Below are 25,587 nucleotides of genomic sequence, written 5' to 3'. Positions count from 1 at the left end.
CCGGCCGCATGGACCGTGGATAGGTCATAGTTCCGATGAGCGGGCCTGCCATCTCGCCTCCCCCGACGAGCCGCAACACTAGCGGCTTCGATTCAGCAAGTCTTTCAGATACTTCTGGTACTCGGTTTTTGGACTGTCGTCGACGAGTTCGGCCAGACCGTCATGATCGATGAAGCCCATCCGGAAGGCGATTTCTTCCGGGCAGGCGACTTTGAGGCCTGTCCGCTCCTCAACCACTTTGATGAACTGGCCGGCCTCGAAAAGGTCGGCATGTGTGCCGCCATCAAGCCATGCCACGCCGCGACCGATGGTCTTCACGTGCAGCGCGCCGCGCTCCAGATATACCCGGTTGACGTCGGTGATCTCAAGCTCGCCGCGGCGGGACGGCTTCAGATTCCAGGCGACATCAACCACGTCCTGATCGTAGAAATAGATGCCGGGGACCGCCCATTTGGACTTCGGTTTCTTCGGTTTTTCCTCAAGCGAAAGCGCCGTGCCATCCGCCGCGAGCTCAACCACGCCAAAGGATGACGGATCCGCGACCTCATAGCCGAAAATGGTCGCGCCCGCGCCCTGTTTGGCCGCTTCCTGGATACGCTTCGACAATCCGTCGCCATAGAAAATATTGTCGCCGAGGATCAGCGCCACATTGTGACCCGCCAGCTCGTTGGCGGCGACACGGAAGCCTTCGGCGATGCCCCCCGGCTTGTCCTGCGCCACATAGGTGAAGGTCAGCCCCCAACGCTCGCCATCGCCCAGCAATGCTTTGATCTGCGGCAATGCTTCTGGACTCGACACGATGACAAAATCGCGGATTCCGCCGAGCATTAACGTCGTCAGCGGATAATAGATCATCGGCTTGTCGAACACCGGCAATAGGTGCTTGTTCACCGCATGGGTCAGCGGATACAGGCGGCTGCCGGTACCACCGGCCAGGATCAAGCCTTTCCAGCTCTTCGTCATGGCTGGCCTCCTGCCGTCCGCGCCAGGCCAAGCCGCGACATCCCGTCCGCATCCCGTGACAGCCATTCGGGATGTGCAAGATACCAGTCGACCGTCGCCGCAAGGCCCTCATCAAATGTCAGGCGTGGAGACCAGCCGAGTTCGGACTGCGCGCGCCGCGCATCGACCGCATATCGTAGATCATGTCCCGGCCGGTCCGTGACGAACCGGATCTGCTCTGCGTAGGGCGCACGTCCCGGACGCCGCGCATCGAGCAGCGCGCACACCGCGCGAACGAGATCGATATTCGCACGCTCGGCATTGCCGCCAAAATTATACTTTCGGCCGGTGCGCCCTTTTGCGCCAGCGGCCAGGAGGCCGTCCACATGGTCTTCCACAAACAGCCAGTCCCGGATGTTTTCGCCTTGGCCATAGACCGGGATGCCATCGCCCGAGAGCGCGGTCCTGATAACCGTCGGGATCAGTTTTTCGGGATGTTGAAACGGTCCGTAATTGTTCGAGCAATTGGTGATGAGCGCCGGCAGCTCATAGGTTTCGACCCAGGCCCGTACCAGATGGTCGGCGCCGGCTTTTGAAGCGGCATAGGGGCTGTTCGGCGCATAAGGCGTGTCTTCGGTGAAGGCGGGATCGCTCGCCGCAAGGCTGCCATAGACTTCGTCGGTCGAGACATGCACGAAGCGGAAGCTGTCCGGGTCCGAAAGCCCCCGCCAATACGCTAGCGCGGCCTCCAGCAGGACCGAAGTGCCCACCAGATTGGTCTGTACGAACACGCCGGGCCCATCGATGGACCGGTCGACATGGCTCTCGGCTGCGAGATGAAACAGGCGCTCCGGATTGAAATCGCGGAAAGCTCTCCCGACCGCATTGGGATTGGCGATGTCGGCCTGCAGGAAGTGATAGCGACCGGAGTCGGCGACCGACGCCACGGCGCGAGCATCTCCGGCATAGGTCATGGCGTCAATATTCAGGACATCATGCCCGTCGGACACCAGCCGCCGGACCAGTGCCGACCCGATGAAACCGCATCCACCTGTGACGAGAACCCGCATCTGCGCGCCACCCCCTTCGTGTAGAGGCAGAAAACAGGCCTTGGCGGGAAACGCAACCGCCGACCACACGACTGCATGGCATTCCGGGGCCTTAGTTCGTGCGCCGGAAGGTCAGCGCGTGTTCGAATTCCCACTGCGCGGTCTGGTCATTCACCCGGTATTGTTCGGCGATATAGGTCGCATCGTCCGGCGTCCGGACAATATGACCGCCCTCGGTCCGCGCACCGTTGGGCCAGGAAAAGGTCTGCCGGATTGTGCTGAAGCGGTCACCATAGCGGATCATCTCGCCCTCTCCGACGGCCCCGCCGAGACCCCATTGGAACACCCGCGCCTCATGGCGCCCGGTATCCCAGAATTCGCGAAACTGCCAGAACTCGTCTTCGCCACCGTCTTCGCGCACCCCGAAAAGCCGCCCGGTCATACCGCTTTGTCCGGGCATGACCGTCCAGCGGATGCCATAGTGCGTGTAGGGATTGCTCTCGGAATACTCGGCGTTCGGCGCCTGCCAATGGCCGCCATCGCGCGTCATGAAGACAATATGGTCGCGATACCATTGTGGAGGTCCGGATGTGCTGTCCTGCGCCAGCGCCGGTGCCGCCGACAATACACAGACCGTGATTAGTGCCGTTACCAGCTTCATGCTCGATCCTCCGTTTGCAGCCGGTATCACAGCAGGAAATTGCGCCACACTGTAAAAATTCCGGCGATTTCGGCATCACATTTGCGCGAGCCAAAAAATGAGGCCCGGCACTGGGCCGGGCCTCAAATTCAACGAAAGGCGTCGATACTCTACCAGATGCTTACCCGTTGCTCGGGCGGCAGGTAAAGATCGTCGTCCTCGGTCACGCTGAACGCCTCATACCAGGCGTCCATATTGCGGACGACTCCATTGGTCCGGTACTGGTTCGGGCTGTGAACGCCCGACAGCAGGCGGTTCCGCATCGAGTCTTCCGTGCGGATGCCGCGCCAGACCTGCGCCCAGGCCATGAAGAAGCGCTGCTCGGGCGTGAACCCGTTAATCACCTCACCGCCGCCATGATCGTCCAGATACATGCGGTAGGCATGCAGCGCGATCGACAGGCCGCCAAGGTCGCCAATGTTTTCGCCCATGGTCTGATTGCCACGCACGCAATCGCCTTCGATTGGGCAGAACGCGTTATACTGTTCTTCCAGAACCGAGGTCCGGCTCTCGAACTCGTTACGCGCAAATTCCGTCCACCAATTGCGTTGCAGGCCGGTGCCGTCGGAGCGGCTGCCCTGATCGTCGAAACCATGGCCCATCTCGTGCCCGATCACGCCGCCAATGGCGCCGAAATTGACCGCCGCATCGGCGTTCGGATCGAAAAAGGGCGGCTGCAGGATCGCGGCCGGGAAGACGATCTCATTGCGCTGCGGTGAGTAGTAAGCATTCACCGTCTGCGGGCTCATGAACCAGGCCCAGGTGCGGATCGGACCACCGAGCCGCGAACGCGAGTCGGCCCGGCCCCAATCACGCACGGCATGCGAATTGGCGATCAGCTGGCCGGGTTCCATTTCAATGGTCGAATAGTCGCGCCACTGCGTCGGATAACCGATTTTCGGAATGAAGGCTTCGAGCTTGGCAAACGCTTCCGCGCGCGTATCGTCATCCATCCATTCCAGCGTTTCCAGCCGATCCGCAAAGGCGCGGCGGAGATACTCGACCAGCTCGGTCATCTGGTCGCGATACTCCGGCGGGAAATGCTGTTCGACATAAACTTGGCCGATCAGCTCGCCCAGATTCCCGTTCACATACTGCACGGCCCGCAGCTCGCGCGGCCGCTGCTCTTCCGTGCCGTTCAGGCGCTGACCGTAGAACGCAAACGACGCGTCATCATACTCGGCCGGCAGCATCGACGTGTGATTGTCGATGTAATGGAACGCCAGATAGGACCGGAGCGTCTCGACGGATGTCTCTGCGAACAGCCCGGCAAGCGCCTGCACGGCCGTATCCGTGTTGACGATGATCTCTTCCTGATCGCCAACGGCCTCTTCCTCGAGGAAGGCCTGCCAATCAAAGCCCGGCGCAAACTCGGCGAGCTCATCGACGGTCATCAGATTGTAGTTGGCAATCCGGTCACGCGCCTCGGCCCGGGTCCAGTGGATATCGGCGATCGCGGTTTCCAGTGCCAGGATGGCTTCGGCGCGCTCGCGGCCGTTTTCGATCCCCGACCGGTCAAAGAGACCTGCCATGTAATCGACATAGGCTGCCCGGTGCCCGGGGAAGGGCTCGTCATCGCGCAGATAGTAATCCCGGTTCGGCAGACCCAGGCCCGACTGGCCGGTGGAAATCACATAACGGGTCGGATCGCCCGGGTCGATCGTCACGCCGAGCGAGAACATCGACATTTGCGACGGACGGCCAAACCATCGGGCGATGTCTTCACGGGACTCAGAAGCCAGGATGGCGTCGATATTGTCCTGCAGCGGCGACAGGCCCAGCTCTTCGATGCGATCGATGTTGAGGTAATCATTATACATCACCCCGATCTGATATTCTGGCGAACCCGGCTCCGCATCGGCTTCAGACGCTTCGCGGATGATATCCTGCACGCGCTGCTCGGTTTCCAGAAACAGCTCGGTGAACGCGTTCAGGCTCGAAAAACCGGGCGGAAATTCAGCCGTTTCCAGCCAGCCATCATTGACATAGCGGAAAAAGTCATCGCCCGGATCGATGGCGCCGGAAACGTGTTGCGTTTCAACACCCCACTCACCGAGAACGGCTTCACCGCCGCCCGATGCTTCAGAACCATTTTCTGCAGCGGACGAACCCGCTTCCGCAGCCTCATCGGCGGTTTCGTCGGCAACCTCACCACCCGGGCTGCAGGCCGCCACCAGGGCAAAACAGGTGCTCGCCAGCAAAATCTTCTTGATCACAATCAGCTCCCCAAAAAATTCAGCATACGAAACTAGCCCGCAAAGCGCGCCGCTCAACTGACAATGCTGTCATTTTTGAACTCTCACGCCGCTCGGCGCCGGATTATCAGGGATCCGCGACCGTCCGCACGGCCACACTGGTGCCGCCATAAATGTTATCGTCGGCATCGACAAGAAACACGGAAATCCGGTTCTGCGCCGGCGCCGCGGCGACGTCCCGACCCTGCCCCCGCAGGAAGATGGTGAAGGTCCGTGTCTGCCCTGAGGCCAGATCGAAATGCTGGCGCGCATTGGTGCGCGGCGTGGCGCATTGTCCGGTCGCCGGATCGGTTTCGCAAGCCTCCACAATGATCGGCATATCGTCGCTGACCGGAACGACCGTGCCATCCGGCTCATGCACGCGATTGCCGTTCACGAACACCAGAATGCGCCCGTCGATCAGATCGGCGCCCTGGTTCTGCATCGCCATCGAGAACGCGGTTGCACGATTGAGGGGCACATCGACGAAGCCTGTATTGCCGATCGTGGCCGCGACCGCGGCGATATCGACATTGCGATAACCGTCGGCTTGAAAACGGAAGGTGTTCACATTCTCTACCGGCGCCGCCGCGGCGATGTTGTCGCAAACGAAGATCGGCCGCAGCATGGTCTGCGCCAGCGGGACGGATGGCGTCAACGCGAACAAAAAGCTTTGCGCGCTGCCGGCCGGGATGGTGACCGGCATATTCGGCGCGCCCGTCAGGGCATTGGTGGCCGGATCCGTCGCCTGGTAGGTCAGCGTTCCCTGGAAGCCGGGCGGCACCTCGACCCGGCAATTCTCGCCCGCAACGCCCGACCGGGCTGGATTGATCAGCGTGGCAAACGCGGTCATGGCATCGCCGACACGGCCGGTCCGGACGGTCGGCAGAACCGATGCCGCCAGCTGACTCGGATTTTCGGTCATGACCCAGGCGAACTTGAACACGCCTTGGCCGCCATTCAGCCCGTTGACCGAGACATAATAGACCTGCCCGGCCTGGGCTTGGAACGCGACCGCATTGGCACTCGTGTCCGCGACCGGGTTTTCCGAGGAATCATAAGGGGTCAGAAGCGGTGTAAACGTGGCCACGGAGGCCTCGAAGAAAACCAGTCCGGATTGCGGCGCGGTCCAGGCGTACCAGACCGAATGTCCGCCATAGTCCGGCGGCTCGTGATCGTCCCGTGTGGCCGCAATGTTATAGCCCGTGACCCGGCCTTGGCCGCCGGAGATCGCCTGTGCGGCCTCCGCATCATCATTGGAGGGCGGCAGGTTGGCATCCAACACAATGACAGCGTGACCGGTCGCGCCATTCTCTCCCGCGACCGCGAAGTGATAGGTGGTCCCGGCGACAGCATTGAATGCGATCCCCGTATTGCCGAGGCTGTCGGTGGGAACCACCGGTGTCAGGGCGGACACCGACTGGCCGGTATAGGCGGCCACTACCGGTGAAAAATCACGTCCCTCAACATGGACAAAGACGTTGCCGGAGACGTTGGAGGTCCAACGGAACCACACCGACGAACCACTGCCGGCGGGACCATGCACCGGCTCGCCGGATTCCACGCTCGCGCCAACACTGTCAAACGACAGCCCGTTAAGCGGCAGAACGATCGGGGCCGCGTCGGCAAAATGATCGTTTAGCGGCGGCGCGACGATCGAAAGGCGCGCGGCCACCAGGAGTTGCCCGCTCGCCTCTTGCGAGTCGATCTCGTAAAATGACTGATAGGCGCCTGGCGCCATGCCAGCCCCGTTCGCGAACACGAAAATGCGTTTCGATTCACCAGGAGGGATGGTGCCATTCAACATAGGAACGGAGCGGTCCGCGATGTCGTTGTTGGAAATCGCCTCCTCGGCGAACCGTATCCAGGGCGCGTCCGACCGCGCCGACCATCGAACCGCAGCGGTGCCGGTATTGGTCAGCGTATGCGTTGGTCCGAAGGAGGTGAACGGGTCGCGTGACGAGACCAGGCTGTCGAAAGCCAGGAGCGGCGTCACTTCCAGCGTGCCGATCCGGCCGCTTCCGTGTGCCGACAAGAGCGCATGCGCGCTGTCAACGCGGATTCTCGGCGCCTGAAATCCGGAGCGCCGATGCGCAATATTGCGGCCGGTACTCTCCAGCGCGTTTTCAATTTCATCAACACTGGCATTCGGATGAGCCGCACGCAGCAGTGTGAAGGCACCTGCCACGTGCGGCGTCGCCATTGAGGTGCCGTTGAAGGCAACCGCGCCCGCCGCTCCACCGTCATTGGCCGTCCCCCGCGCCGAAAGGATTTGCGTCCCCGGCGCCAGCAGATCGATCAGGTATCCGGTATTGGAGAACGCCGAGAGCGTGTCCGTGTCCGTCGACGAGCCAACCGTGACCGCCGGGGTGATGCAGGCCGGCGCACCGATCGTATCCGGATAGCTCGCATTGCCGCTGGCGATCGCGGTCGCAATCCCGACAGCGCGCAATTGGCGGATGATCGGCGTGATCAATTGCTGGTCGCACGCCGAGCGGTACTGACCACCACCGAGGCTCATATTGATCGCAGCGAGGTTCAACGCCGCCCTGTTGTCGTAGAGCCATTCAAGCGCTGCCAGCTGGTCACTGTTGGCGGCCAGCGCGCAAACCGGGGCGCGTTGCGGCCCGCAGGCTTCCGCATTGTCGAACCGCTGAAAGACCTGGACCGCCACGATGTCGGCGCCGGGCGCTACGCCACGGATCGTCTGCGCCGGGTTGTCTGGATTCTGGAAGTCACGCCCGGCCGCAATGCCGGCCACATGCGTGCCATGGCCGCAGCCAATGGCGCCACGGACCGGATCGGCGGAATATTCCTGGCAATCATCACCCGCCTCGGCAGAGGCAATGTCACTGGCCTGACCATTGGGACAGAACCCGGTCACCTGCCGGGCCGGATCCGGCGTGGAGAAGCAGACCGACTCGATGATCTGCCCGGACACCATGGGATGCTGGTGATCGACGCCCGTATCGACGATGGCAACGGACACCCCCTGCCCGGTCAGTCCGGCGGTGTGGAGGTCGGCCGCGCCCACCAGGCCGATCGAAGTATCGAGCATGGGCCGGCTGACCTGGTCGAGCACCACGCGGCGCACACTGGGGTCGCGCAGCAGCGCCGCGATCTCGCCGGCATCCAGATACATCGCGGCCGCGGGCGTATAGCGGTATTCATGGCTGATGGAGGGGCGGTCAACAGAGACCGGTGCGGCGGCCAAGACGTCCGCGGAGATGCCGATCGCACGGGCGATGATGGCATCGCGCGAGGCATCCATCTGCGCGATCCGTGCCTCGCGATCAAAACCGTCGGAAGACTCAAAGTCGAGTTGCGGAATATCAAACTCGACAATCACGCGAACCCGTTCGCGTTCCGCGAGGGCGGACCGGAGGTCGGCTGACATGTCCGGAAGCATCGCATTTGAATGCTGTGCAATCGACGAGACCGAGAGGCTAATTGCCAGGATCGCACCGGCTAATATGCACCGAAACAAATTCATGTATTTCCCCCGCTTCATGCAGAGTGATTAACGCCGCAGAGCGCCGGAACTTCAACAAAAAAAGAAAAAGCCCGGGCAAGTACTAGCCCGGGCCTTTCCTTATTAGAGCCGATCGCGGCGACTACCAGATACGCACGCGCTCTTCCGGCGGCAGGTAGAGCAGATCGTCTTCCTGCACGTTGAAGGCTTCGTACCAGGCGTCGAGATTCCGCACCACGCCATTGGTCCGGTATTGCGACGGGCTGTGCGGATCGGTCACCAGCCGCTGACGCAGATTGTCCTCGCGGTACAGCCGCCGCCAGACCTGCGCCCAGGCCAGGAAGAAGCGCTGATCGCCGGTAAATCCGTCGATCACTTCGGCCTCGCCGTCACAGCAGGCATCGAGATGGCGCTGATAGGCGGAATAGGCCATCTGCACGCCGCCCAGGTCGCCGATATTCTCGCCCATCGTGAACGTGCCGTTCACGCATTCGCCTTCCAGCGGGCAATAGGTGTCATACTGGCTGCCCAACACGCCTGCGCGTTCGAGGAATGCCGCATTGGTGTCTTCCGACCACCAATTGCGGATCCGGCCGGCCTCGTCGAACTCACGGCCCTGATCGTCGAAGCCATGACCGATCTCGTGGCCGATCACGGCACCGATGGCCCCGTAATTGATCGCCGCATCGGCATGACGGTCGAAGAACGGCGCTTGCAGAATGCCGGCCGGGAAGGTGATCTGGTTCATCAGCGGATTGTAGGACGCATTCACCGTTTGCGGCGGATAGGGCCACTCGCCGCGATCCACCGGCCCGCCCAGGTCCTGAACCTGTTCGTTCCAGTTAAACTCGGTGATCCGCCGGAGATTTCCGAACAGGTCGTCGGCGCGGATTTCGAGCTCCGAATAGTCGGTCCACTCATCGGGATATCCGATCCGCGGCTCGAAAGTCGACAGTTTCAGAAGCGCCTGCTCACGTGTTTCCTCGTCCATCCAGGCAAGGTTATCCAGACGCTCCTCGAAAGCGGCGGTCAGATTGGCAACCAACGCTTCCATTTCCTCTTTCGATTCCGGCGGGAAATGGCGGTCGACATAGACCTGACCGACCGCTTCCCCGAGCACACCGCCGACAAGGTTCACCCCGCGGCGGTCGCGCGGCCGCTGCTCCTCGGTGCCATTGAGCGTCCGGCCGAAGAATTCGAAACTGGCTTCGTCGAAAGCCAGCGGCAACGCATTCGTATTGGCATTCAGCGTCTGGAACAGCATGTAGTCGCGCAGCACATCAACCGGTGTCTCGGCGAAGATCGTTGCCGCACCTTCGATTGCGCTGGGCTGCGCCACCAGATAGGTGGCCACGCCGTCGAGGCCGAGTGCGGTCATGCCCGCCTCGAAATTGAATTGCGGGGCCAACGCAGCCAGCTGATCCATCGGCATCGGATTGTAGATCGCCTGGATGTTGCGGCTCTGCTCCTGGGTCCAGTGGACTTCAGCGATCCGCGTTTCCAGAGCCATGATCTCGCCGGCCCGCGCAGCACCATTGTCATAGCCGGCCAGATCGAAAAGTTGCGCGATATAAGTCTCGTAGGCCTCGCGGTACTGATCGAACCGATCGCCTTCGGACAGGTAGAAATCGCGGTCGGGCATGCCCAGCCCGTCCTGACCCACGAACACGGTATAGCGGGTGGTGTCTGCCGGATCAGGAATGATGCCGACGCCATATAGGGCCGGGCTGTGCACGGTGGCAAACAAGGTGGCGAAGCCTTCATGGCTGTCGATCGCCTCGATGTCGGCGAGGATCGGCTGAATCGCTTCCAGGCCGCGTGCGTTCAGGGCCTCTGTGTCCATCCAGCTGGCATAGAGATCACCGACCTGTTGCTCGACCGAGCCATCCGCGCCGCCCGCCTCGGACAGTTCGAGAATGATGTTCTGGACATCCTGCTCGGCTTCAAGCGCCAGCTCGGTGAACATGCCGTAATTCGACAGATCGGACGGAATTTCGGTCTCGTCGAGCCATTCGCCGTTGGCGTAGCGGAAGAAATCGTCGCCCGGTTCGACCGACCGATCCATGCCCTCCAGGTCAAAGCCCCATTCGCCGATATCGGCCGAGGCCATTTCCGTTGCGGTTTCGCGGCTCGCAGTTTCCGAACCGTTCGGGTCATTTGTGGTCTCATCCGCCGGCTGGCTGCACGCTGCCAGCAGCACAAGGCAGGCGCTTCCCAATAACAATTTTCTCATGTTTCGAAGTCCCTTTCGATGCCGGAATCGCCCGGCAGAATTGCAAAGATGATCGGATACTACCGGCCAGTAGAGAACTGGCCAGCCCGATTGTCGGACTGGCCAGTCTCAACAAGGCCTATTCAGCCGGCTGGATCTTGCCGACATCAGTCTCCGGCGAACCATCGGCTGTCTCGTGGTAGGTCGAGCCGATGCTAGGCTGCTTCTTGCCGGTCCAGATGCCGAGGAAGAAGCGGCGGATATCGACGCCGATCGCGTAAAGCGCCGGCACCAGCAGGAGCGTCAGGAACAGGGCGAAGGTGATCGCGAAACCGAGCGAAACCACCATCGGCTTCAGGAACTGCGCCTGTGTCGAGGTCTCGGCCATCATCGGCAGGATGCCCAGGAAGGTCGTGACCGATGTCAGTATAATCGGACGGAAGCGTTGAACCCCCGCATCGATCAGGGCCTGGAAAGCGCCCACGCCATTGGCGCGCAACCGGTTCACGAAGTCCACGAGAACGAGATTGTCGTTGATGACGACCCCGGCCGCAGCGCCCACGCCGAACCAGGAGAACAGCGCAAAGGGCATTCCGAAGAACAGGTGACCGAACACCGCTCCCGCAAAGGCGAACGGGATGGCGATCAGGATCAGTGCCGGTTGCGTATACGACCGGAAGGCAACCGCCAGCAGGATGTAAATGCCACCGAGCACCAGGATCACCAGACGGCTAAGCTCGGCCATGAACTCGGCTTCACCCTCGGCCTGCCCGAATTCCTGGCGGCTGACGCCAGGATGGCGTTCTTCCCAAACTGCCCAGAAGTTGTCGTCCATGCTCTGTGCGATTTCACGGCGGGCGGCCGGATCGCTCAACTCCGCGCTGACCGTAATCGTCCGCATGCGATCGCGGCGGTTGATCCGGTTCAGACCCGGTGCGAACTCAACATCCGCCACCGCTGTCAGCGGGACTTCGCGCCCATCGGCCGTCCGGATACGGAAGTTCCGCAGCGTGTCCAGGGACCGCCGGGCCTCGGTCGGGAAGCGCAGCATGACCCGCACATCCTGGCCGTCGCGCGGCAGCCGCATGACTTCCTCGCCATAGAAAGCCTGGCGGACCTGACGCGTCACATCGGCCAGCGTGATCCCCAAGGCCTGGGCGTCCGGGCGCAGCGTGAATTGCAGCTCCTCGGCAGACGACTGAAGATTGTCGACGACATCGTAGAGCGTGTCGTATGACCGCAAATGCTCCTTCAGCTCATCGGCGGCTTCGCGCAGCTCGTCGAGCTCCTGGCCGGAGATCGCGAAGCGCAGTCCCGCACCGCCATCATTGATATTGGTGTCGAGGCGCACTTCCTCGGCGTCCGGAATCGGCCCGAGCAGCTCACGCATCCGCTGCGCCACCTCTCGGGTCGACAATCCGCCAGGACGCTCCTCCGGCGGTGCCAGAGTGATCCAGGCACGGACCCGGCCATCGGTCGCCAGCGTCGAGCGGCTCTCGATCATGTCGATTTCACCCGGGAACTGGTCGCGGTAATAGAGGAGTGTTTCCTCTTCGGCATGTTCGAGTTGTTGCCGCACGGCTTCGGTGCGTTGCCAGGCCGTGCCTTCCGCCAGCTGAATGTTGACCTGGATCGTATCGTTCTCGATCTCGGGCATGAACACATTGCCGACGCGGTTGGTGGCTTGCAGCACAATCGCCAGGCCGAACAGCCCGATGAAGAACAGCAGCGTCGCATAGCGCTGTTTGACGGCGAAGACGGCCACATGGCGGTACACATGCCGGGCGAACCAGATCATCGAGTCCGCGATCGCTCTCTGGAACTTCAGGAGCGGTCCCAGGAAGCCCGTCATTTTCTGCGGCTTCATGTGGCTCAGGTGAGCCGGCAGGATCAGCAGCGATTCGATCAGCGAGAAGACCAGCGCCGCGATCACCACGAGTGAGATCTGTCGCGTGAATTGCACTTCCGGACCCGACAGCATCATCCAAGGAGCGAACATCAGGATCGTGGTGATAACCGCGAAGATCACCGGTTTCATCACCATCTGGGTACCGACCACGGAAGCCGTGAGTCCCGTCTCGCCGCGTTCAACCCTGTTGTGAATGTTTTCGCCGACAATGATCGCGTCGTCCACGACAATCCCGATCACGATCAGGAAAGCGAACAGCGACAACATGTTCAGTGTCACACCGAACATCGGCAAAAGCAGGAAGGCGCCCAGGAAGGACGTACCAATACCGACGGTAACCCAGAAAGCCACGATCGGCCGGAGGAACAGCACGAGCGTCAACAACACCAGCGCCATACCGAAGGTCGCCGAATTGAAGATCGTCGCCATCCGGCCCTCATAGAGCTCGGAAGAATCCCACCACAGCGATAGCGATACGCCTTCCGGCAACGTCGCTTGCCGTTCCGCAATGAAGCGTTCGACACCGTCGGAAACATCGACCACATCCATACCGGGGCTGGTCAGGATCACGACCAGCGCCATCGGCTCGGCATTGAAGGTGCCGATCAGGTTGGCATCGATAAAACCGTCGGTGACACTGCCAATGTCGCTGATGCGGATCGTGCCGCCTTCGGCGGTTTGACGCACGACGATGTTCTCGAAATCCTCAGCCGTGTCGCCGAGCTGGCGCGCCGTCAGCGATACGTCGCCGATCTCCGTGCGCACCTGGCCGGCCGAAGCATTGAGCGAAGAATTGCGAAGCGCGCGCGCGACCTGGTCGAACGTCAGATTGTAGCGGCGCAGCGAGCTTTCATCGACTTCAACCGCGACTTCTTCAGACAGGGTCGCCCACACCTGGACCAGCGACACCCCGGGCACATCGGCCGCCACCTCGTCCCGGATATCGCGCGCAAACCGTTGCAATTCGCGCCGGTCGACATTGCCATGAACCGCGAAACCGACGACCTGGTCCTCGTTTCGCCACTGATTGACGATCGGGCGGAAGGAAGATGGCGGCAGATTGTTGACCGAGTTTACCTGCTGCTCAATCTCATTGATGAAGGTCTGCATATCGACGGTGCGGGTACCTTCGATATTGATGAAGGCGCTGCCCTCGCGGGAGGTCGAGGTGATGGTCTCGATCCCGTCAACTGAGGAGACTGCTTCTTCGATCCGAACCGTTATCTGCTCTTCCATTTCCTGTGGTGAAGCACCCGGCCAAGCGACCGAAACGGTCGCCCCGGAGAAGCTGGCCGTCGGGAAGACTTCCCGGGTCATGGAGAGATAACCAAGGATACCGCCGACAATCGCCACCAGCATCAACAGGTTGGCCGCAACACCATTGGCAGCCCACCAGGCGATAATGCCCTTATGTTCGGTTTCCACTTTCGGATCAGTCATGACCGCCTCCTCGCTCGCGGTTTTATGCGGCCTTACTCGGTCGCGCTGGCAACTTGGGCGTCACCATCGGTTTCACCCGAGGCGGCCTCATCGCCATCTTCTTCAGTCTCGTCGCCACCGGTCGGCAATGTCGCCGAGCGGCCTTCAACGATCTCGCCATCCTGGTCGAATGTCCGGATCCGCATCCCGTCGCTGGCCGCGCGGATCGGGCTTGTCACAACCATGTCGTCCGTCGTCACGCCGGTCGAAACTACCAGACGTTCCGGGCTGGATGTGATCACACTCACGTTACGGATGCTCAGTAGCCCGCCCTCTTCGGCGACATAAACCGTGCTGGACCCCCGTAGAGCGGATCGCGGCAAGACATAGGCACCGCTGACCGTACGGCCTTCAATCTCCGCATCGACAAACAGGCCGACCGGAAGCGGCGACCCGCCGGCTTCCGCGGCTGCGCCGTAGGGATCGTCGATCCGGGCAATGCCGTAGAGAACGCGGGTCTGCGTATCGATCGCGCTGTCTGTGCGGACCAGTTCAGCATGCCATTCGCGATATTGTCCGGCCAACGTCGCTGACACGCGGACCTGCGGTCCGGGATTGTCGGCCGTCGCCTGGAACGCCACGGGAATGTTCAGCATCGCCAACTCGTCATCGGTCAGCGGCAAACGGATTTGCACCGCATCGGTGGCGAACACTTCACCCAGCGGCGTGCCGGGCGCGACGAACTGGCCCAAATCGGCTGACTTCGCGCGGACCCGGCCAGCGAACGGTGCCGATATGCGCGTCCGCTGAAGGTTCAGACGGGCCTCCTGCAGCTGCGCTTGCGCGGCTGCCAGCGACGCGCGCGCTTGAGCAAGCTGCGGTTCGCGCAGCGTCAGCGATGACGCCTGGCCTTCACCCAGCTGTTCCCATTCGGCGGCGGCCAGATCGGCTTCTGCCTGCTCACGCACCAGAGCCTGCTGAGCCTGCGCAACCTGCGCCTGGGCGCGCGTCACGGCAAGCCGGTAATCGGCGTCCTCGATCTGGATAAGCGTCTCACCGGCCTCGAAGAAACCGCCTTCGATAAAGTTCGGATTCACAAAGACAATGCGGCCCGACACCTGCGGAACCAGGCTGATCTGGATCAGCGGCCGGACTTCACCCTGCGTGGAAACCCGCAAGGTCACATCGGTATTTTCGACCGGTGCGGCAAACACCGCCACCGGTCGTGGCTCGGCATTGGCGCGCTCCGGCTGTGGCGCCGAGGCGAACAGGGCGATATAGGCGAGGACGAAGACGACGGCGACGCCCGCAAAAATCAGAACTGATAAAACGATACGGCCCATGACGACCTCCTATCCCTCCAGGTTCCGCAGATCGGGCGCGTCGAAATCGCCGCCGATCGCAAGATAAATATCAACGCGGTTCGTGGCGCGCTCACGGCGCGCCGAGATGTACTGGCCTTCCGCGGCAAACCGACGGCTCTGGGCGTCCAGCAGTTCAAACACCGTCGCCAGACCGGACCCGTACTGACGGATCACCAACTCCTCTGCAGCTGCCGCCTGCTCAAAAGCGGTCTGGAGCGCGTCAACACGCGCGGCCAGGACGCTGTCGGCATAGATGGCGTCCTCAGCTTCCCGCCAGGCGGCTAACACCGTCCCGGCATAGGTCCGCAACGCGGCCTCCGCAGCCGCAGCCGCGCGATCGCGTTCCGCGCGCAGCGCGCCGCCGCTGAAGATCGGAGCCGTCAGCCCGCCGACCAGCGTCGCCACGACCGTATCCAGATCCAGCAGATCGGACGGGTCGGCACCGCCGGTATCGGCATTACCCCGCAAGGTGAGGCTGGGCAGCAAGGCATTGCGCGCGATCACCGCCTGTAGACCGGCTGCTTCCAGCCGGGCCTCGGCGGCAATGAGATCGGGGCGCCGCGACAGCAAATCGCCCGGCGCGCCAATGCCGGCCAAGTTCGCGAATTCGGGCAGATCGGCATCGTGCGGGATGGCGCCGGCCGGATAACGGCCGAGCAGTATCTCAAGATTGCGGGCGGCGGCGGCCTGCGAGCGCTGCCGCGAGGCCAGAACCGCTTCGCTCGACGCCAGCGCCGAGCGGAATGTGCGAACGTCGGACGACCGCGACACACCTGCGGAGAAGCGGCGCTCGATCAGCGCAAGCGAGTTTTCCTTGGCTTCGACATCGCGCTGCGCGAGCTCGGTCTGCAAGCGCGCTTCGATCAGCAGGAACCAGGCGCGGGCGACTTGGCCGGCGACTGACAGGCGCGCGGCTTCGAAATCGGCATCGGTCGCCTCGAACTCCAGCACGCCAGCGCGCGCGCGGGCACCCAGGCTGCCCCAAAGATCGGCTTCCCAGCTGACACCCAATCCCGCGCCGTAAGCGGTCGAACTGGACGCATCGGTCTCGCGCTGCGTGACCGACAGATCGGCACTCAGGCTTGGCAGCCGGCCGGCATTGGCCGCGCGGGCGCTGGCGCGAGCCGCACGAATTCTCGCTTCGGCCGCCAGGAGGCTCGGATTTTCGGTAACGGCCTCATCGACCAGTTGCAGCAGACGCGGATCGTCAAACGTCGCGACCCAGTCATCGACGAAAACGGTGTCCGCCATGCCGCCCGACGCCCAGCTCGCGGGGGCCGAAGCATTGACGTCGGATGCGCGCGGGACCTGACCAGTTGACGCGCATGAAGCAAGGGCAAGCGCCGTTGCCGAAAGAAGGAGTGTTCTTTTGATCATCTTGCACTCTTGATGCCGGAAGCGGCGGGATTGGATGCACCCTAAAAGCCGCTTTTCGAATGTCAACAAAAATTTATCGAAAAACACTAAACCTCTATCGAAAATCATGAAAACCCTCTCGAATATCACTATCCAACAGCCGCGTTTCCAGTCCCGGGCCGGCGCAGGCGGTTTAAGCCGAAGCGGTTGATTGCCAAGGCGATTGCGGCCCTTATGTGCCTCGCTTGACCACGAAGCGAGTGAATTTTGAGCAACGAAACGCCTCCGGAACTCGAGGGCCGGCGCCTGCGCCGCCGCGACACGATCGCGCTGACGCTGATTTCGATCGCCGTTCTGCTGATCCTCGGGCTGACCGCCGCGATGAATATTTGGGTCTCGCTCTCTGCCATCGCCGCGATATCGGCAATGTCGCTCATCTATTTCCTCGTGGTCTCCACCACCGCATCCGCACGAACCCCTCACCAAGCGGATTCCGAGCCCGCCACAGCGGAGCCCGCCGATCGGTCGCCGGCGCACGACATACTTGAAAGCCTGCCCTTCCCGGTCATGCTCGTGGGACCGGGGGGCCGGATCGAACGGGCAAACCCGTCCGCCCATGAATTCCTCGGCCTCGGGGCGGAATCGGGCCTGTTGTCCGCCTCCCTGCGACAGCCCAAAGTGCTTGAGGCTGTCAGCAGTGTGCTGCGCGGCGAGCCCGGCCGGCTGGTGGAATATTCGACATTCGCTCCGATCGAGAGCCATGTCCGGGTCCACGTGATCCCGCTGAAAATTGTCGATGGCGGCGCCTTTCCCTGGCGCGCCCTGCTGGTACTCGCCGATGAAACCGCCAGCAAACGGGCTGAAAGGATGCGGGGCGATTTCCTCGCCAATGCCAGCCATGAATTGCGCACCCCGCTGGCGTCGCTCGCCGGGTTCATCGAAACCCTGAAAGGCCATGCGCGCGAGGATATCGAAGCGCGCGACCGGTTTCTGACCATCATGCAGGATCAGACCGAACGGATGCGCCGCCTGATCAACGACCTTCTGTCGCTAAGCCGCATCGAAATGGACGAACACGTGCCCCCCAGTGGCGAAGCCGATCTGGCCGCAATGGCGCAGGACACAATCGATTCGTTGACACCGCAGGCACACGCCAAAGCCATCGCCGTCGATTTTGAAGGTGATGCGTCCGCCAATGTCATTGGCGAACGTGACCAGCTGTTTGAAATCGCGCAGAATCTGATCGAGAACGCGATCAAATACTCCGCGAGCGGCACGCGGATCATCTGCGACATACATGCGGATATCGGCCGCGAGGATATCGAACGGTTGACGAACACGCTGGGCCCCAGGGCCGGCCGCTTGACCATCGCCAATCCGGCGCTGCCGCCCGGACGGCGCTACGCGATGTTGCGGGTTCGCGATGCCGGCAAGGGAATCGAACGGCGTCACCTGCCGAGGCTCTCGGAACGTTTCTACCGCATCGATGGTCAAAAGAGCGGGCCCAAGGAAGGCACCGGTTTGGGCCTGGCCATCGTCAAGCATATTGTCAGCCGTCACCGCGGCGGATTCTACGTTGAAAGCCTGCCGGGCGAAGGCTCGATATTCTCGGTGTGCATCCCCGCCGTACCGGCCAAACCGCCAGCTGTGCCGGGCTGACCCCCACCAATCGCGGTCCGCGTCATTAAACTGTTATCAAAATGACATAACTGCGCCGTGAAGCGGCTGCTAGGGGACCCATCAATACCCGTCACGGCGGCCCGCCGTCCTGGATCTGTTTTGGTTTTTCGATGCCGATCAATGCCCTGCTGCTCCTGAGTTTGCTCGTGCTGATTTCGGCCGCCTTCTACCTCGGCCGGTCGCGAGCGCTGCGAACCGCCAGCGGTGGAACGATCCCGCTCCACTCCCTTCCGAACTATCACGGCTATTTCGTCGCGTTGTGGACCGGCATGCCGGCGCTGTTGCTCGTCGCTGTCATCGCGGTCTTCGGCAACATGCTAACCGGCAGCTATGTGGAAACCCGCCTGGCAGGCGCGGCGGCACCCCTCATCGCCGAATTTGAATCGCGCCAGGCCGCCGATGATCTTTTGATCGCCGCCGAACGCGATTTGGATACGGCGACGGATCTCGGCCAGCAGGCCAGCGCCCGTGCCCGCCTGTCGGAACGCCGCTATCAACTGGTCGACGACATTATTCGCTCCGCCAACAGCGACGGGCGATCCGCGCTGAGCCTGGCCGGGTTTCGATATCTCACCCTGCCCCAGGAGCGCCAGCAGCTGTTTTTGAGCGATGCGCGGGCCCTTGCATTCGGCGGTCAACCCAGCCGGGTCACGCCCGAAACCGAGGCAGCTGCGGCGGTTTTCCGTCCGGCGGATGCCGCGCTTCGCTATGGCGGCGCGGCCCTGGCGCTCATCCTCGCATTGGCCGGCCTGTCCTGGTCCCGCTCACGTATCCGCGCCGGATTCCGCGCCCGTAACCGCGTCGAATCCGCGTTCATGGGATTCCTGATCTTCTGTTCGGGAATCGCCATCCTGACGACGGTCGGGATCATCGCCTCGCTATTGTTTGAATCCCTGCGGTTCTTCGAAGCGATCGACTGGCGTCTCGATGAATTCCTGTTCGGCACGCAATGGAGCCCGCAAATCGCGATCCGCGCGGAACAGGTCGGCCAGTCCGGCGCATTCGGAGCCGTGCCACTGTTTGCTGGCACCTTTATGATAACCGTCATTGCTATGATGGTGGCGGGCCCGATTGGATTGTTCGCGGCGATCTACCTGTCCGAATATGCCGGCCAGCGGACCCGCAACGTCGTCAAGCCGGTGATGGAGATTCTCGCCGGCATCCCCACCGTCGTCTACGGCTTTTTCGCGCTCCTAACCGTGGGCCCCGCCATCCGCGCCGCGGCACAGTGGGCGGGTTTCGAAAGCGCCGTCACGCAATCCGCCCTTTCCGCGGGCCTGGTGATGGGCGTGATGATCATACCCTTCGTCTCATCGCTGTCCGACGACGTCATCAACGCCGTGCCACAAAGCCTGCGTGACGGTGCCTATGCAATGGGCGCGACCAAGTCGGAAACCGTAAAACAGGTTGTGTTGCCGGCCGCCCTGCCGGGGATTGTCGGGGCGTTTCTGCTCGCCATCAGCCGCGCCGTCGGCGAAACCATGATCGTTGTCATGGCCGCCGGACAGGGCGCGAATCTCACAGCCAATCCGCTGGAATCGGTCACGACCATCACCGTGCAGATCGTGATGCTGCTGACCGGTGATCAGGAATTCGACAGCGCCAAGACCCTGTCGGCCTTCGCACTTGGCCTTGTTCTGTTTGTCTTCACCCTCGCGCTCAATGTGATCGCGCTGCGCGTCGTCCAGAAATATCGGGAAAAGTATGACTGACCGGAAGGATATCCGCGCGGCCGTGAAGGCACGATTGGCGCGCCGCTATCGCGCCGAAGGCCGATTCCGGATGTTCGGCATCCTGGCGATCACCGCCGCGATTTCGGTTTTGATCCTGTTGATCGGCTCGATCACGATTCAGTCGATTCCCGCTTTTCGCGCCTACGAGCTGACGCTGCGGATCGAGCTCGACCCGGCCCGGATTGATCCTGCCGGAGACCGAAGCGAGGCATCGCTTCGCCGAGGTGCCTACAGCAGTCTTCTCCAGGAAGCGCTGCGGGAGGTTTTTCCCGGCATCGAAACGCGTGCGGAACTGCGTGAGCTGTTCGGCCTCTATACCTCGCTCAACTCGGCCCGCCTTCTTGACCGAGTTCTCGACGACCCCGGCCTTGTAGGGCAAACGGTCGATTTCACATTCCCGATCTCTGATGACGCCGACCTCTATCTCAAGGGGCTGACGACCGGTTCCAGCGAAATCGCGCCGGCGCTTGAAGCCACTCCCTCGGGCACCAATGGCACAATCACGATTTTCGCGAATGCCAACGTGTTTTCGCCGATCGTGTCCGACATCCGCGAGCGGTTGACCGATCGCGCCGCCGAGCTTGAAAACCGCAGTGAGCGCTATGCGCGGCGCGCGGAAAGTTCCGCCAGCGGCGATGCCGCCGAGCGATTGCAGCGCGAAGCCGCGCTCGCCCGGGCGGAGGCCGAAAATCTCAGCGCATTGGCCAGCCCCGGAAGCGAGGCGGTCGAGATGTCACCTGAATTGCCAAGCCGGCTCGTCCGTATCAATGGCGGCATCGTCTTGATTGAGCGGATTGGCGACAGCGGCCGATCAGCCGAGGGCCGTGTCCTGGTCGCGCTGGACAGCACGGCGCCAAGCCGCGACTGGCGGATCTGGACCCTCACCGTTCCGCAAGCCGAACGCCGCATCAGCGACGCCCAGATCGCCTGGGCCGAAACGCTGCGCGAACGCGGCCTCGTGACCGCGGGCTTCAATACCTATCTGTTCACCAATGCCGATTCCCGCGAGCCTGAATTGGCCGGCGTTTTGGGCGCGATCATCGGGTCGGCGTTGACCATGCTGGTGACCATGTTCCTCGCCGTGCCCATTGGCGTGGCGACGGCGGTCTATCTGGAAGAATTCGCGCCGAAGAACCGGCTTACCGGCTTCATCGAGGTGAATATCAACAATCTCGCCGCGGTGCCGTCCATCGTGTTCGGCCTGTTGGGCTTGGCGGTCTTTATTAGCCTGTTCGGCTTGCCGCGGTCTGCCCCGCTGGTCGGCGGCATGGTCCTCGCCCTGATGACCTTGCCGACGGTGATCATCTCGTCGCGCGCCGCCCTGAAAGCGGTGCCACCCTCCATTCGCGAGGCCGCCTTGGGCGTCGGCGCCTCGAAGCTGCAGACCGTGATGCACCACGTCTTGCCGCTGGCCGCCCCTGGCATCCTGACAGGATCGATCATCGGCTTGGCCCAGGCGCTCGGCGAAACTGCACCGCTTTTGATGATCGGCATGGTCGCCTTCGTCGCCGACACGCCCAGCCTTTCGCTGTCCGGCCTCACCGAGCCTGCGACGGTTATGCCAGTGCAGATCTTCCTATGGTCTGACGGCGCCGAACGCGCGTTCGAGCCGCGCACGGCCGCCGCTATTCTCGTCCTGCTGGCCCTGATGATCATATTCAACGCGATCGCGGTTTTCCTTCGCCGCCGGTTCGAACGGAGATGGTAGAAATGTCCGAGACCACAACCCGCGCCAAAACCGTCTACCATGATGAGACCCGCCACCTTTCGGGCAAGATCGCCCTTCGGCATGTGAATGTGCACTACGGGCCGAAACAGGCCGTGCGCGACGTCAATCTGGAGATTGCGGACCGGTCGGTGACCGCGTTCATCGGCCCGTCAGGCTGCGGGAAATCGACGATCCTGCGGACCATCAACCGCATGAATGAGACGATCGACATTGCGCGGACGGACGGATCGATCCTGATCGATGGCGAGGAAATCAACGCCCGGGCCGTCGATCCGGTCGTTTTGCGCGCGCGCGTCGGCATGGTTTTTCAGAAACCGAACCCGTTTCCGAAGTCGATCTACGACAATGTAGCGTACGGACCGCGCATTCATGGCCTCGCCAGCGGCAAGAGCGAACTCGACGGGATCGTTGAAACCAGCCTGCGAAAGGCGGGACTGTGGGACGAGGTCTCGGACCGGCTCGATCAGCCTGGCACCGGCTTGTCGGGAGGCCAACAGCAGCGCTTGGTCATCGCCCGTGCGATCGCCGTCAGCCCGGAAGTCATCCTGATGGACGAACCGTGCTCGGCGCTCGACCCCATCGCTACGGCGAAGATTGAAGAGCTGATCGACGAGCTGCGCGAGAATTATTGTATCGTCATCGTGACTCACTCGATGGCTCAGGCCGCGCGCGTCTCGCAAATGACAGCGTTTTTTCATCTCGGTGACCTGGTCGAATACGGACCCACCGAGGCGATTTTCACCAACCCGCTCGACAGCCGGACGCAAGATTACATTACCGGCCGGTTCGGCTAGCGGTTGAAAGGCAATCTGGATGAATACCCCCTCACACACCGTCCGCGCCTATTCCGAAGAACTCAACGCGCTTTCTGACGAGATCGCCCGCATGGGCGGTCTTTGCGAGAGCCAGGTCGCGGACTGTCTCACAGCCGTGATCCGCCGCGATCCTGAACTCGCTGACAAGGTCGTCGCCGGCGACCGCGACGTCGATGCGCTGGAGACAGCGATCGAACGCCGCGTCATCCGTATGCTCGCCCTGCGCCAGCCGATGGCTTCGGACCTCCGCACCACAATCGCCGCCTACCGGATTGCCGGCGATCTGGAGCGGATCGGCGACCTCGCGAAAAACGTAGCGCGCCGCGTGCATGAGCTGAACAAGGCCGAGCCGCTTGATTTGACGCGCAGCGCCGAGCGTATGGGACGTCTCGTGGTGACAAATCTGCACCGCGTGCTCGATGCGTTCGCGGCTGGCTCCGCAGAGGAGAGCATTGCCGTCTGCCGGGCCGACGAGGAAGTCGACGAGCATTATAACAGCCTGTTCCGCGAACTCCTCTCTTTCATGATTGAAGACCCGCGAACCATTACGGCGTCGGCTCATTTGCTGTTCGTGGCCAAGAATCTCGAACGCATCGGCGATCACATCACCAACATCGCCGAGATGATCCATTATCTCGTAACCGGTGCGGAGCTGCACCGCGACACGCGTCGCGAGCCGACCGACGCCGCCTAGCCAGGGAGACCGGCATGGACCCGCATATTCTTGTTGTCGAAGACGAAGACGCGCTCTCCACTCTGCTGCAATACAACCTCGAGAAGGAAGGCTATCAGGTCACGGTCGCCGGCGATGGCGAAGAAGCGCTGATGCTGGCCGAGGAATCGACTCCGGATCTCGTACTCGTCGATTGGATGCTGCCCAAACTCTCGGGCATCGAGGTCTGCCGGCGGCTGCGCAACCGCTCGGAAACCCGTAATGTGCCGATCATCATGCTGACGGCGCGCGGCGAAGAGGCCGACCGAATCCGCGGACTGGATACCGGAGCGGACGATTACGTCGTGAAGCCTTTTTCCATGACCGAGCTGTTCGCCCGCATCCGCGCCGTGATGCGGCGGATTCGGCCGGGCCTGGCGGAAGACAAGGTCACCTATGGTGACATCATTATTGACCGGGTCGCGCACCGTGTGCGTCGCGATGGCCAGGAAATCCATCTCGGCCCCACCGAGTTCCGCCTTCTGGATTATCTCATTCAGCATCCTGGCCGCGTATTTTCGCGCGAACAATTGCTCGATGCCGTCTGGGGCTCCGACGTCTATGTCGAGGTCCGCACCGTCGATGTACACATCGGCCGGCTTCGCAAGGCGTTGAATACCAAGGGACAGACCGACCCGATCCGAACGGTCCGTTCGGCCGGGTATTCGCTCGATCTGCAGTAAGTCTTAGAAATTCACCCGGCGCGTCGCCTGCAGCGCGTCCAGCGCCGCATTGGCATCGGCGGCCTTGCGCTTGCGCTTCTGCTGCGGCTGGTAGGCGATCTGCGAATGCGCTTCGCAGTACGCATCGCCGGCCTTCGTCCGGTGACCGCAGAAACGGAAATCGCCGCTCGCCGGATCACCCAGGGGCCATTTGCACATCGAGTCTTTGAGCGTCAGCACCGTCGCGAACTCGCCATTCGGAAGCGGTTCGGGATCTGGTGCCGTCACAGTTGGTTCGACCGCTTTGCGCGGTGCCGGCACCTTCGACTTCGCAGGCGTGCTGGCCGCGACACGCGGTTTCGGCGCCCGCGCCGGCCGGCTGGACGGCCGTGACGGCGCGGCGCGGCCTGACAAACCCAGCCGGTGCACCTTGCCGATCACCGCATTGCGCGTCACACCGCCGATTTTCTTGGCGATCTGGCTGGCTGACAGGCCCTCCGCCCACAGCTTCTTCAATTCTTCCACGCGCTCGTCCGTCCAAGCCATCTAAGTGCTCCGCCAATCCCGCGATCATACTATTGGAAGTGTACTCACCTCGCCCGACCGCAATATGTTGTGTCCGATACGAGATACAGTATCGAGAACTTCGCCTGCCACAAGATGCAGGGGCTGATTCGCCTGTGGAAAGCTGATTCGTTTGCAGCAGCGTCAGGGTTCGAGGCTCGCCCACACGGCGCCGCCGTGCTAGGTCCGCCGCTATGACCGAACCCGCCCCGAATGCATCCGCACCCCAGCCGCGCCGTTTCGGCGCGCTCAACACGCTCGGGCTCTGGACCCTGTACCGCAAGGAAGTGCAGCGCTTCTGGAAGGTCATGTTCCAGACCATCTTCGCACCCGTTGTGACGACCCTGTTGTTTTTCGCGGTCATCAATCTCGCCTTCGGTGACCGGCGCGGCGATATCGCCGGCATCCCGTTCTCGGAATTCCTCGCGCCGGGCCTCATTCTCATGGGCTTGCTGCAGAACGCCTTCGCGAACTCGTCTTCATCCATTCTCGTGTCGAAGGTGCAGGGCAATTCGGTCGATTTCCTGATGCCACCGCTGTCGCCGCTTGAATTGATGATCGCCTTCATCGCCGGTGCGGTGACGCGCGGCGTCGTGGTGGCGATTGCGACGGCGGTCGTCATGGCGTTTTTCGTCGATCTGCGGCCTGACCACATCTGGGCAATCCTGTTCTACGGCATAACCGGCGCATCCCTGCTCGGCATGGTCGGTCTGATCGGCGGCGTATGGGCCGAAAAATTCGACCATATCGCGGTGATCACGAATTTCATCATTACACCGCTGACATTCTTGTCGGGAACTTTCTATTCCATCGAGGTTCTGCCCGAGCCCTTCTACACTTTGAGCCACATCAATCCGTTTTTCTACATGATCGACGGCTTCCGATACGGCTTCACCGGTCACGCCGATGGCAGCATCATCACCGGCATCATTCTGGTCCTGGTGCTCAACATCGTCTTGTTGACGGTTTCCTATCGTGTGCTGCGCTCAGGCTGGCGCTTGAAGAGTTAGCGCCGGACGCCTAGAGGAAGCGTCT

General features: G+C 62.1%; 17 protein-coding genes. 7 read left to right on the top strand and 10 right to left on the bottom strand.

Annotated features, from left to right (window positions below):
- Positions 1-78: 78 nt before the first annotated feature.
- The 9 genes from rfbA to ACO08C_RS10870 all read right to left on the bottom strand — a co-directional run bounded on the left by rfbA (position 79) and on the right by ACO08C_RS10870 (position 16,678).
- Positions 79-963 (bottom strand): glucose-1-phosphate thymidylyltransferase RfbA, encoded by an 885-nt coding sequence (rfbA, locus tag ACO08C_RS10910; protein ID WP_421785577.1) that lies wholly within the window; start codon positions 961-963, stop codon positions 79-81.
- Positions 960-2,012, bottom strand: coding sequence for a dTDP-glucose 4,6-dehydratase (gene rfbB / locus ACO08C_RS10905; RefSeq protein WP_421785576.1), 1,053 nt, complete (start codon positions 2,010-2,012; stop codon positions 960-962). Before rfbB ends, rfbA begins: the two co-directional genes overlap by 4 nt.
- Positions 2,013-2,103: 91 nt before the next feature.
- Positions 2,104-2,652 carry a hypothetical protein gene (locus tag ACO08C_RS10900; RefSeq protein WP_421785575.1) on the bottom strand — a complete coding sequence of 183 codons (549 nt, stop codon included), beginning with the start codon at positions 2,650-2,652 and terminating at the stop codon, positions 2,104-2,106.
- A 149-nt stretch (positions 2,653-2,801) separates the two neighbouring features.
- The gene (locus ACO08C_RS10895) at positions 2,802-4,907 is read right to left on the bottom strand and encodes a M13 family metallopeptidase (protein WP_421785574.1); all 2,106 of its coding nucleotides are present in this window, start codon (positions 4,905-4,907) and stop codon (positions 2,802-2,804) included.
- A gap of 106 nt (positions 4,908-5,013) precedes the next feature.
- Positions 5,014-8,322, bottom strand: a complete 3,309-nt coding sequence (locus ACO08C_RS10890) for a S8 family peptidase (RefSeq protein ID WP_421785573.1) — start codon at positions 8,320-8,322, stop codon at positions 5,014-5,016.
- A gap of 217 nt (positions 8,323-8,539) precedes the next feature.
- A complete protein-coding gene (locus ACO08C_RS10885; protein ID WP_421785572.1) occupies positions 8,540-10,630 on the bottom strand; it encodes a M13 family metallopeptidase in 2,091 nt (696 codons plus the stop codon).
- Positions 10,631-10,748: 118 nt separating this feature from the next.
- The gene (locus ACO08C_RS10880) at positions 10,749-13,958 is read right to left on the bottom strand and encodes an efflux RND transporter permease subunit (RefSeq protein WP_421785571.1); all 3,210 of its coding nucleotides are present in this window, start codon (positions 13,956-13,958) and stop codon (positions 10,749-10,751) included.
- A gap of 32 nt (positions 13,959-13,990) precedes the next feature.
- Entirely contained in the window at positions 13,991-15,280 is a 1,290-nt protein-coding gene (locus tag ACO08C_RS10875; RefSeq protein ID WP_421785570.1) for an efflux RND transporter periplasmic adaptor subunit, read from the bottom strand.
- A 9-nt stretch (positions 15,281-15,289) separates the two neighbouring features.
- Positions 15,290-16,678 carry an efflux transporter outer membrane subunit gene (locus ACO08C_RS10870; RefSeq protein WP_421785569.1) on the bottom strand — a complete coding sequence of 463 codons (1,389 nt, stop codon included), beginning with the start codon at positions 16,676-16,678 and terminating at the stop codon, positions 15,290-15,292.
- A gap of 246 nt (positions 16,679-16,924) precedes the next feature.
- Between ACO08C_RS10870 and ACO08C_RS10865 the strand changes: the two genes are divergently transcribed.
- From ACO08C_RS10865 to phoB, 6 genes are all read left to right on the top strand, one after another.
- The gene (locus ACO08C_RS10865) at positions 16,925-18,316 is read left to right on the top strand and encodes an ATP-binding protein (protein ID WP_421785568.1); all 1,392 of its coding nucleotides are present in this window, start codon (positions 16,925-16,927) and stop codon (positions 18,314-18,316) included.
- 131 nt (positions 18,317-18,447) lie between these two features.
- A complete protein-coding gene (gene pstC / locus ACO08C_RS10860; protein WP_421785567.1) occupies positions 18,448-20,049 on the top strand; it encodes a phosphate ABC transporter permease subunit PstC in 1,602 nt (533 codons plus the stop codon).
- Complete coding sequence (gene pstA, locus ACO08C_RS10855; protein WP_421785566.1) at positions 20,042-21,778, top strand: phosphate ABC transporter permease PstA; 1,737 nt, start codon at positions 20,042-20,044, stop codon at positions 21,776-21,778. Before pstC ends, pstA begins: the two co-directional genes overlap by 8 nt.
- Positions 21,772-22,593 carry a phosphate ABC transporter ATP-binding protein PstB gene (gene pstB, locus ACO08C_RS10850; RefSeq protein ID WP_421785565.1) on the top strand — a complete coding sequence of 274 codons (822 nt, stop codon included), beginning with the start codon at positions 21,772-21,774 and terminating at the stop codon, positions 22,591-22,593. Before pstA ends, pstB begins: the two co-directional genes overlap by 7 nt.
- A 19-nt stretch (positions 22,594-22,612) precedes the next feature.
- Positions 22,613-23,308 carry a phosphate signaling complex protein PhoU gene (gene phoU / locus ACO08C_RS10845; RefSeq protein ID WP_421785564.1) on the top strand — a complete coding sequence of 232 codons (696 nt, stop codon included), beginning with the start codon at positions 22,613-22,615 and terminating at the stop codon, positions 23,306-23,308.
- Between the two features lie 14 nt (positions 23,309-23,322).
- Entirely contained in the window at positions 23,323-24,009 is a 687-nt protein-coding gene (gene phoB, locus ACO08C_RS10840) for a phosphate regulon transcriptional regulator PhoB (RefSeq protein WP_421785563.1), read from the top strand.
- Positions 24,010-24,012: 3 nt separating this feature from the next.
- Here phoB and ACO08C_RS10835 read toward each other — a convergent pair whose 3' ends face one another.
- On the bottom strand, positions 24,013-24,534 hold the full coding sequence (locus ACO08C_RS10835) for a GcrA family cell cycle regulator (RefSeq protein ID WP_421785562.1): 522 nt from the start codon (positions 24,532-24,534) through the stop codon (positions 24,013-24,015).
- Between the two features lie 212 nt (positions 24,535-24,746).
- On the opposite strand from ACO08C_RS10835, the gene ACO08C_RS10830 reads away from it, so the two are divergent.
- Positions 24,747-25,562, top strand: a complete 816-nt coding sequence (locus ACO08C_RS10830) for an ABC transporter permease (RefSeq protein ID WP_421785561.1) — start codon at positions 24,747-24,749, stop codon at positions 25,560-25,562.
- Positions 25,563-25,587: the final 25 nt, after the last annotated feature.

The organism is Hyphobacterium sp. (assembly GCF_965229905.1).
Lineage (GTDB): Bacteria > Pseudomonadota > Alphaproteobacteria > Caulobacterales > Maricaulaceae > Hyphobacterium.
The sequence above is the reverse complement of the archived record's forward strand: the minus strand, read 5'-3'. Positions and strand labels throughout refer to the sequence as shown.

Excerpts from the sequence above, each read along its gene's own strand:
- ACO08C_RS10875 (WP_421785570.1), bottom strand. The coding sequence starts at position 15,280 with ATGGGCCGTATCGTTTTATCAGTTCTGATTTTTGCGGGCGTCGCCGTC.
- ACO08C_RS10900 (WP_421785575.1), bottom strand. The coding sequence starts at position 2,652 with ATGAAGCTGGTAACGGCACTAATCACGGTCTGTGTATTGTCGGCGGCA.
- phoU (WP_421785564.1), top strand. The coding sequence starts at position 22,613 with ATGAATACCCCCTCACACACCGTCCGCGCCTATTCCGAAGAACTCAAC.
- ACO08C_RS10830 (WP_421785561.1), top strand. The coding sequence starts at position 24,747 with ATGACCGAACCCGCCCCGAATGCATCCGCACCCCAGCCGCGCCGTTTC.
- rfbA (WP_421785577.1), bottom strand. The coding sequence starts at position 963 with ATGACGAAGAGCTGGAAAGGCTTGATCCTGGCCGGTGGTACCGGCAGC.
- ACO08C_RS10870 (WP_421785569.1), bottom strand. The coding sequence starts at position 16,678 with ATGATCAAAAGAACACTCCTTCTTTCGGCAACGGCGCTTGCCCTTGCT.
- rfbB (WP_421785576.1), bottom strand. The coding sequence starts at position 2,012 with ATGCGGGTTCTCGTCACAGGTGGATGCGGTTTCATCGGGTCGGCACTG.
- phoB (WP_421785563.1), top strand. The coding sequence starts at position 23,323 with ATGGACCCGCATATTCTTGTTGTCGAAGACGAAGACGCGCTCTCCACT.
- pstA (WP_421785566.1), top strand. The coding sequence starts at position 20,042 with ATGACTGACCGGAAGGATATCCGCGCGGCCGTGAAGGCACGATTGGCG.
- pstC (WP_421785567.1), top strand. The coding sequence starts at position 18,448 with ATGCCGATCAATGCCCTGCTGCTCCTGAGTTTGCTCGTGCTGATTTCG.
- ACO08C_RS10885 (WP_421785572.1), bottom strand. The coding sequence starts at position 10,630 with ATGAGAAAATTGTTATTGGGAAGCGCCTGCCTTGTGCTGCTGGCAGCG.
- ACO08C_RS10880 (WP_421785571.1), bottom strand. The coding sequence starts at position 13,958 with ATGACTGATCCGAAAGTGGAAACCGAACATAAGGGCATTATCGCCTGG.
- ACO08C_RS10890 (WP_421785573.1), bottom strand. The coding sequence starts at position 8,322 with ATGTCAGCCGACCTCCGGTCCGCCCTCGCGGAACGCGAACGGGTTCGC.
- ACO08C_RS10835 (WP_421785562.1), bottom strand. The coding sequence starts at position 24,534 with ATGGCTTGGACGGACGAGCGCGTGGAAGAATTGAAGAAGCTGTGGGCG.
- pstB (WP_421785565.1), top strand. The coding sequence starts at position 21,772 with ATGGTAGAAATGTCCGAGACCACAACCCGCGCCAAAACCGTCTACCAT.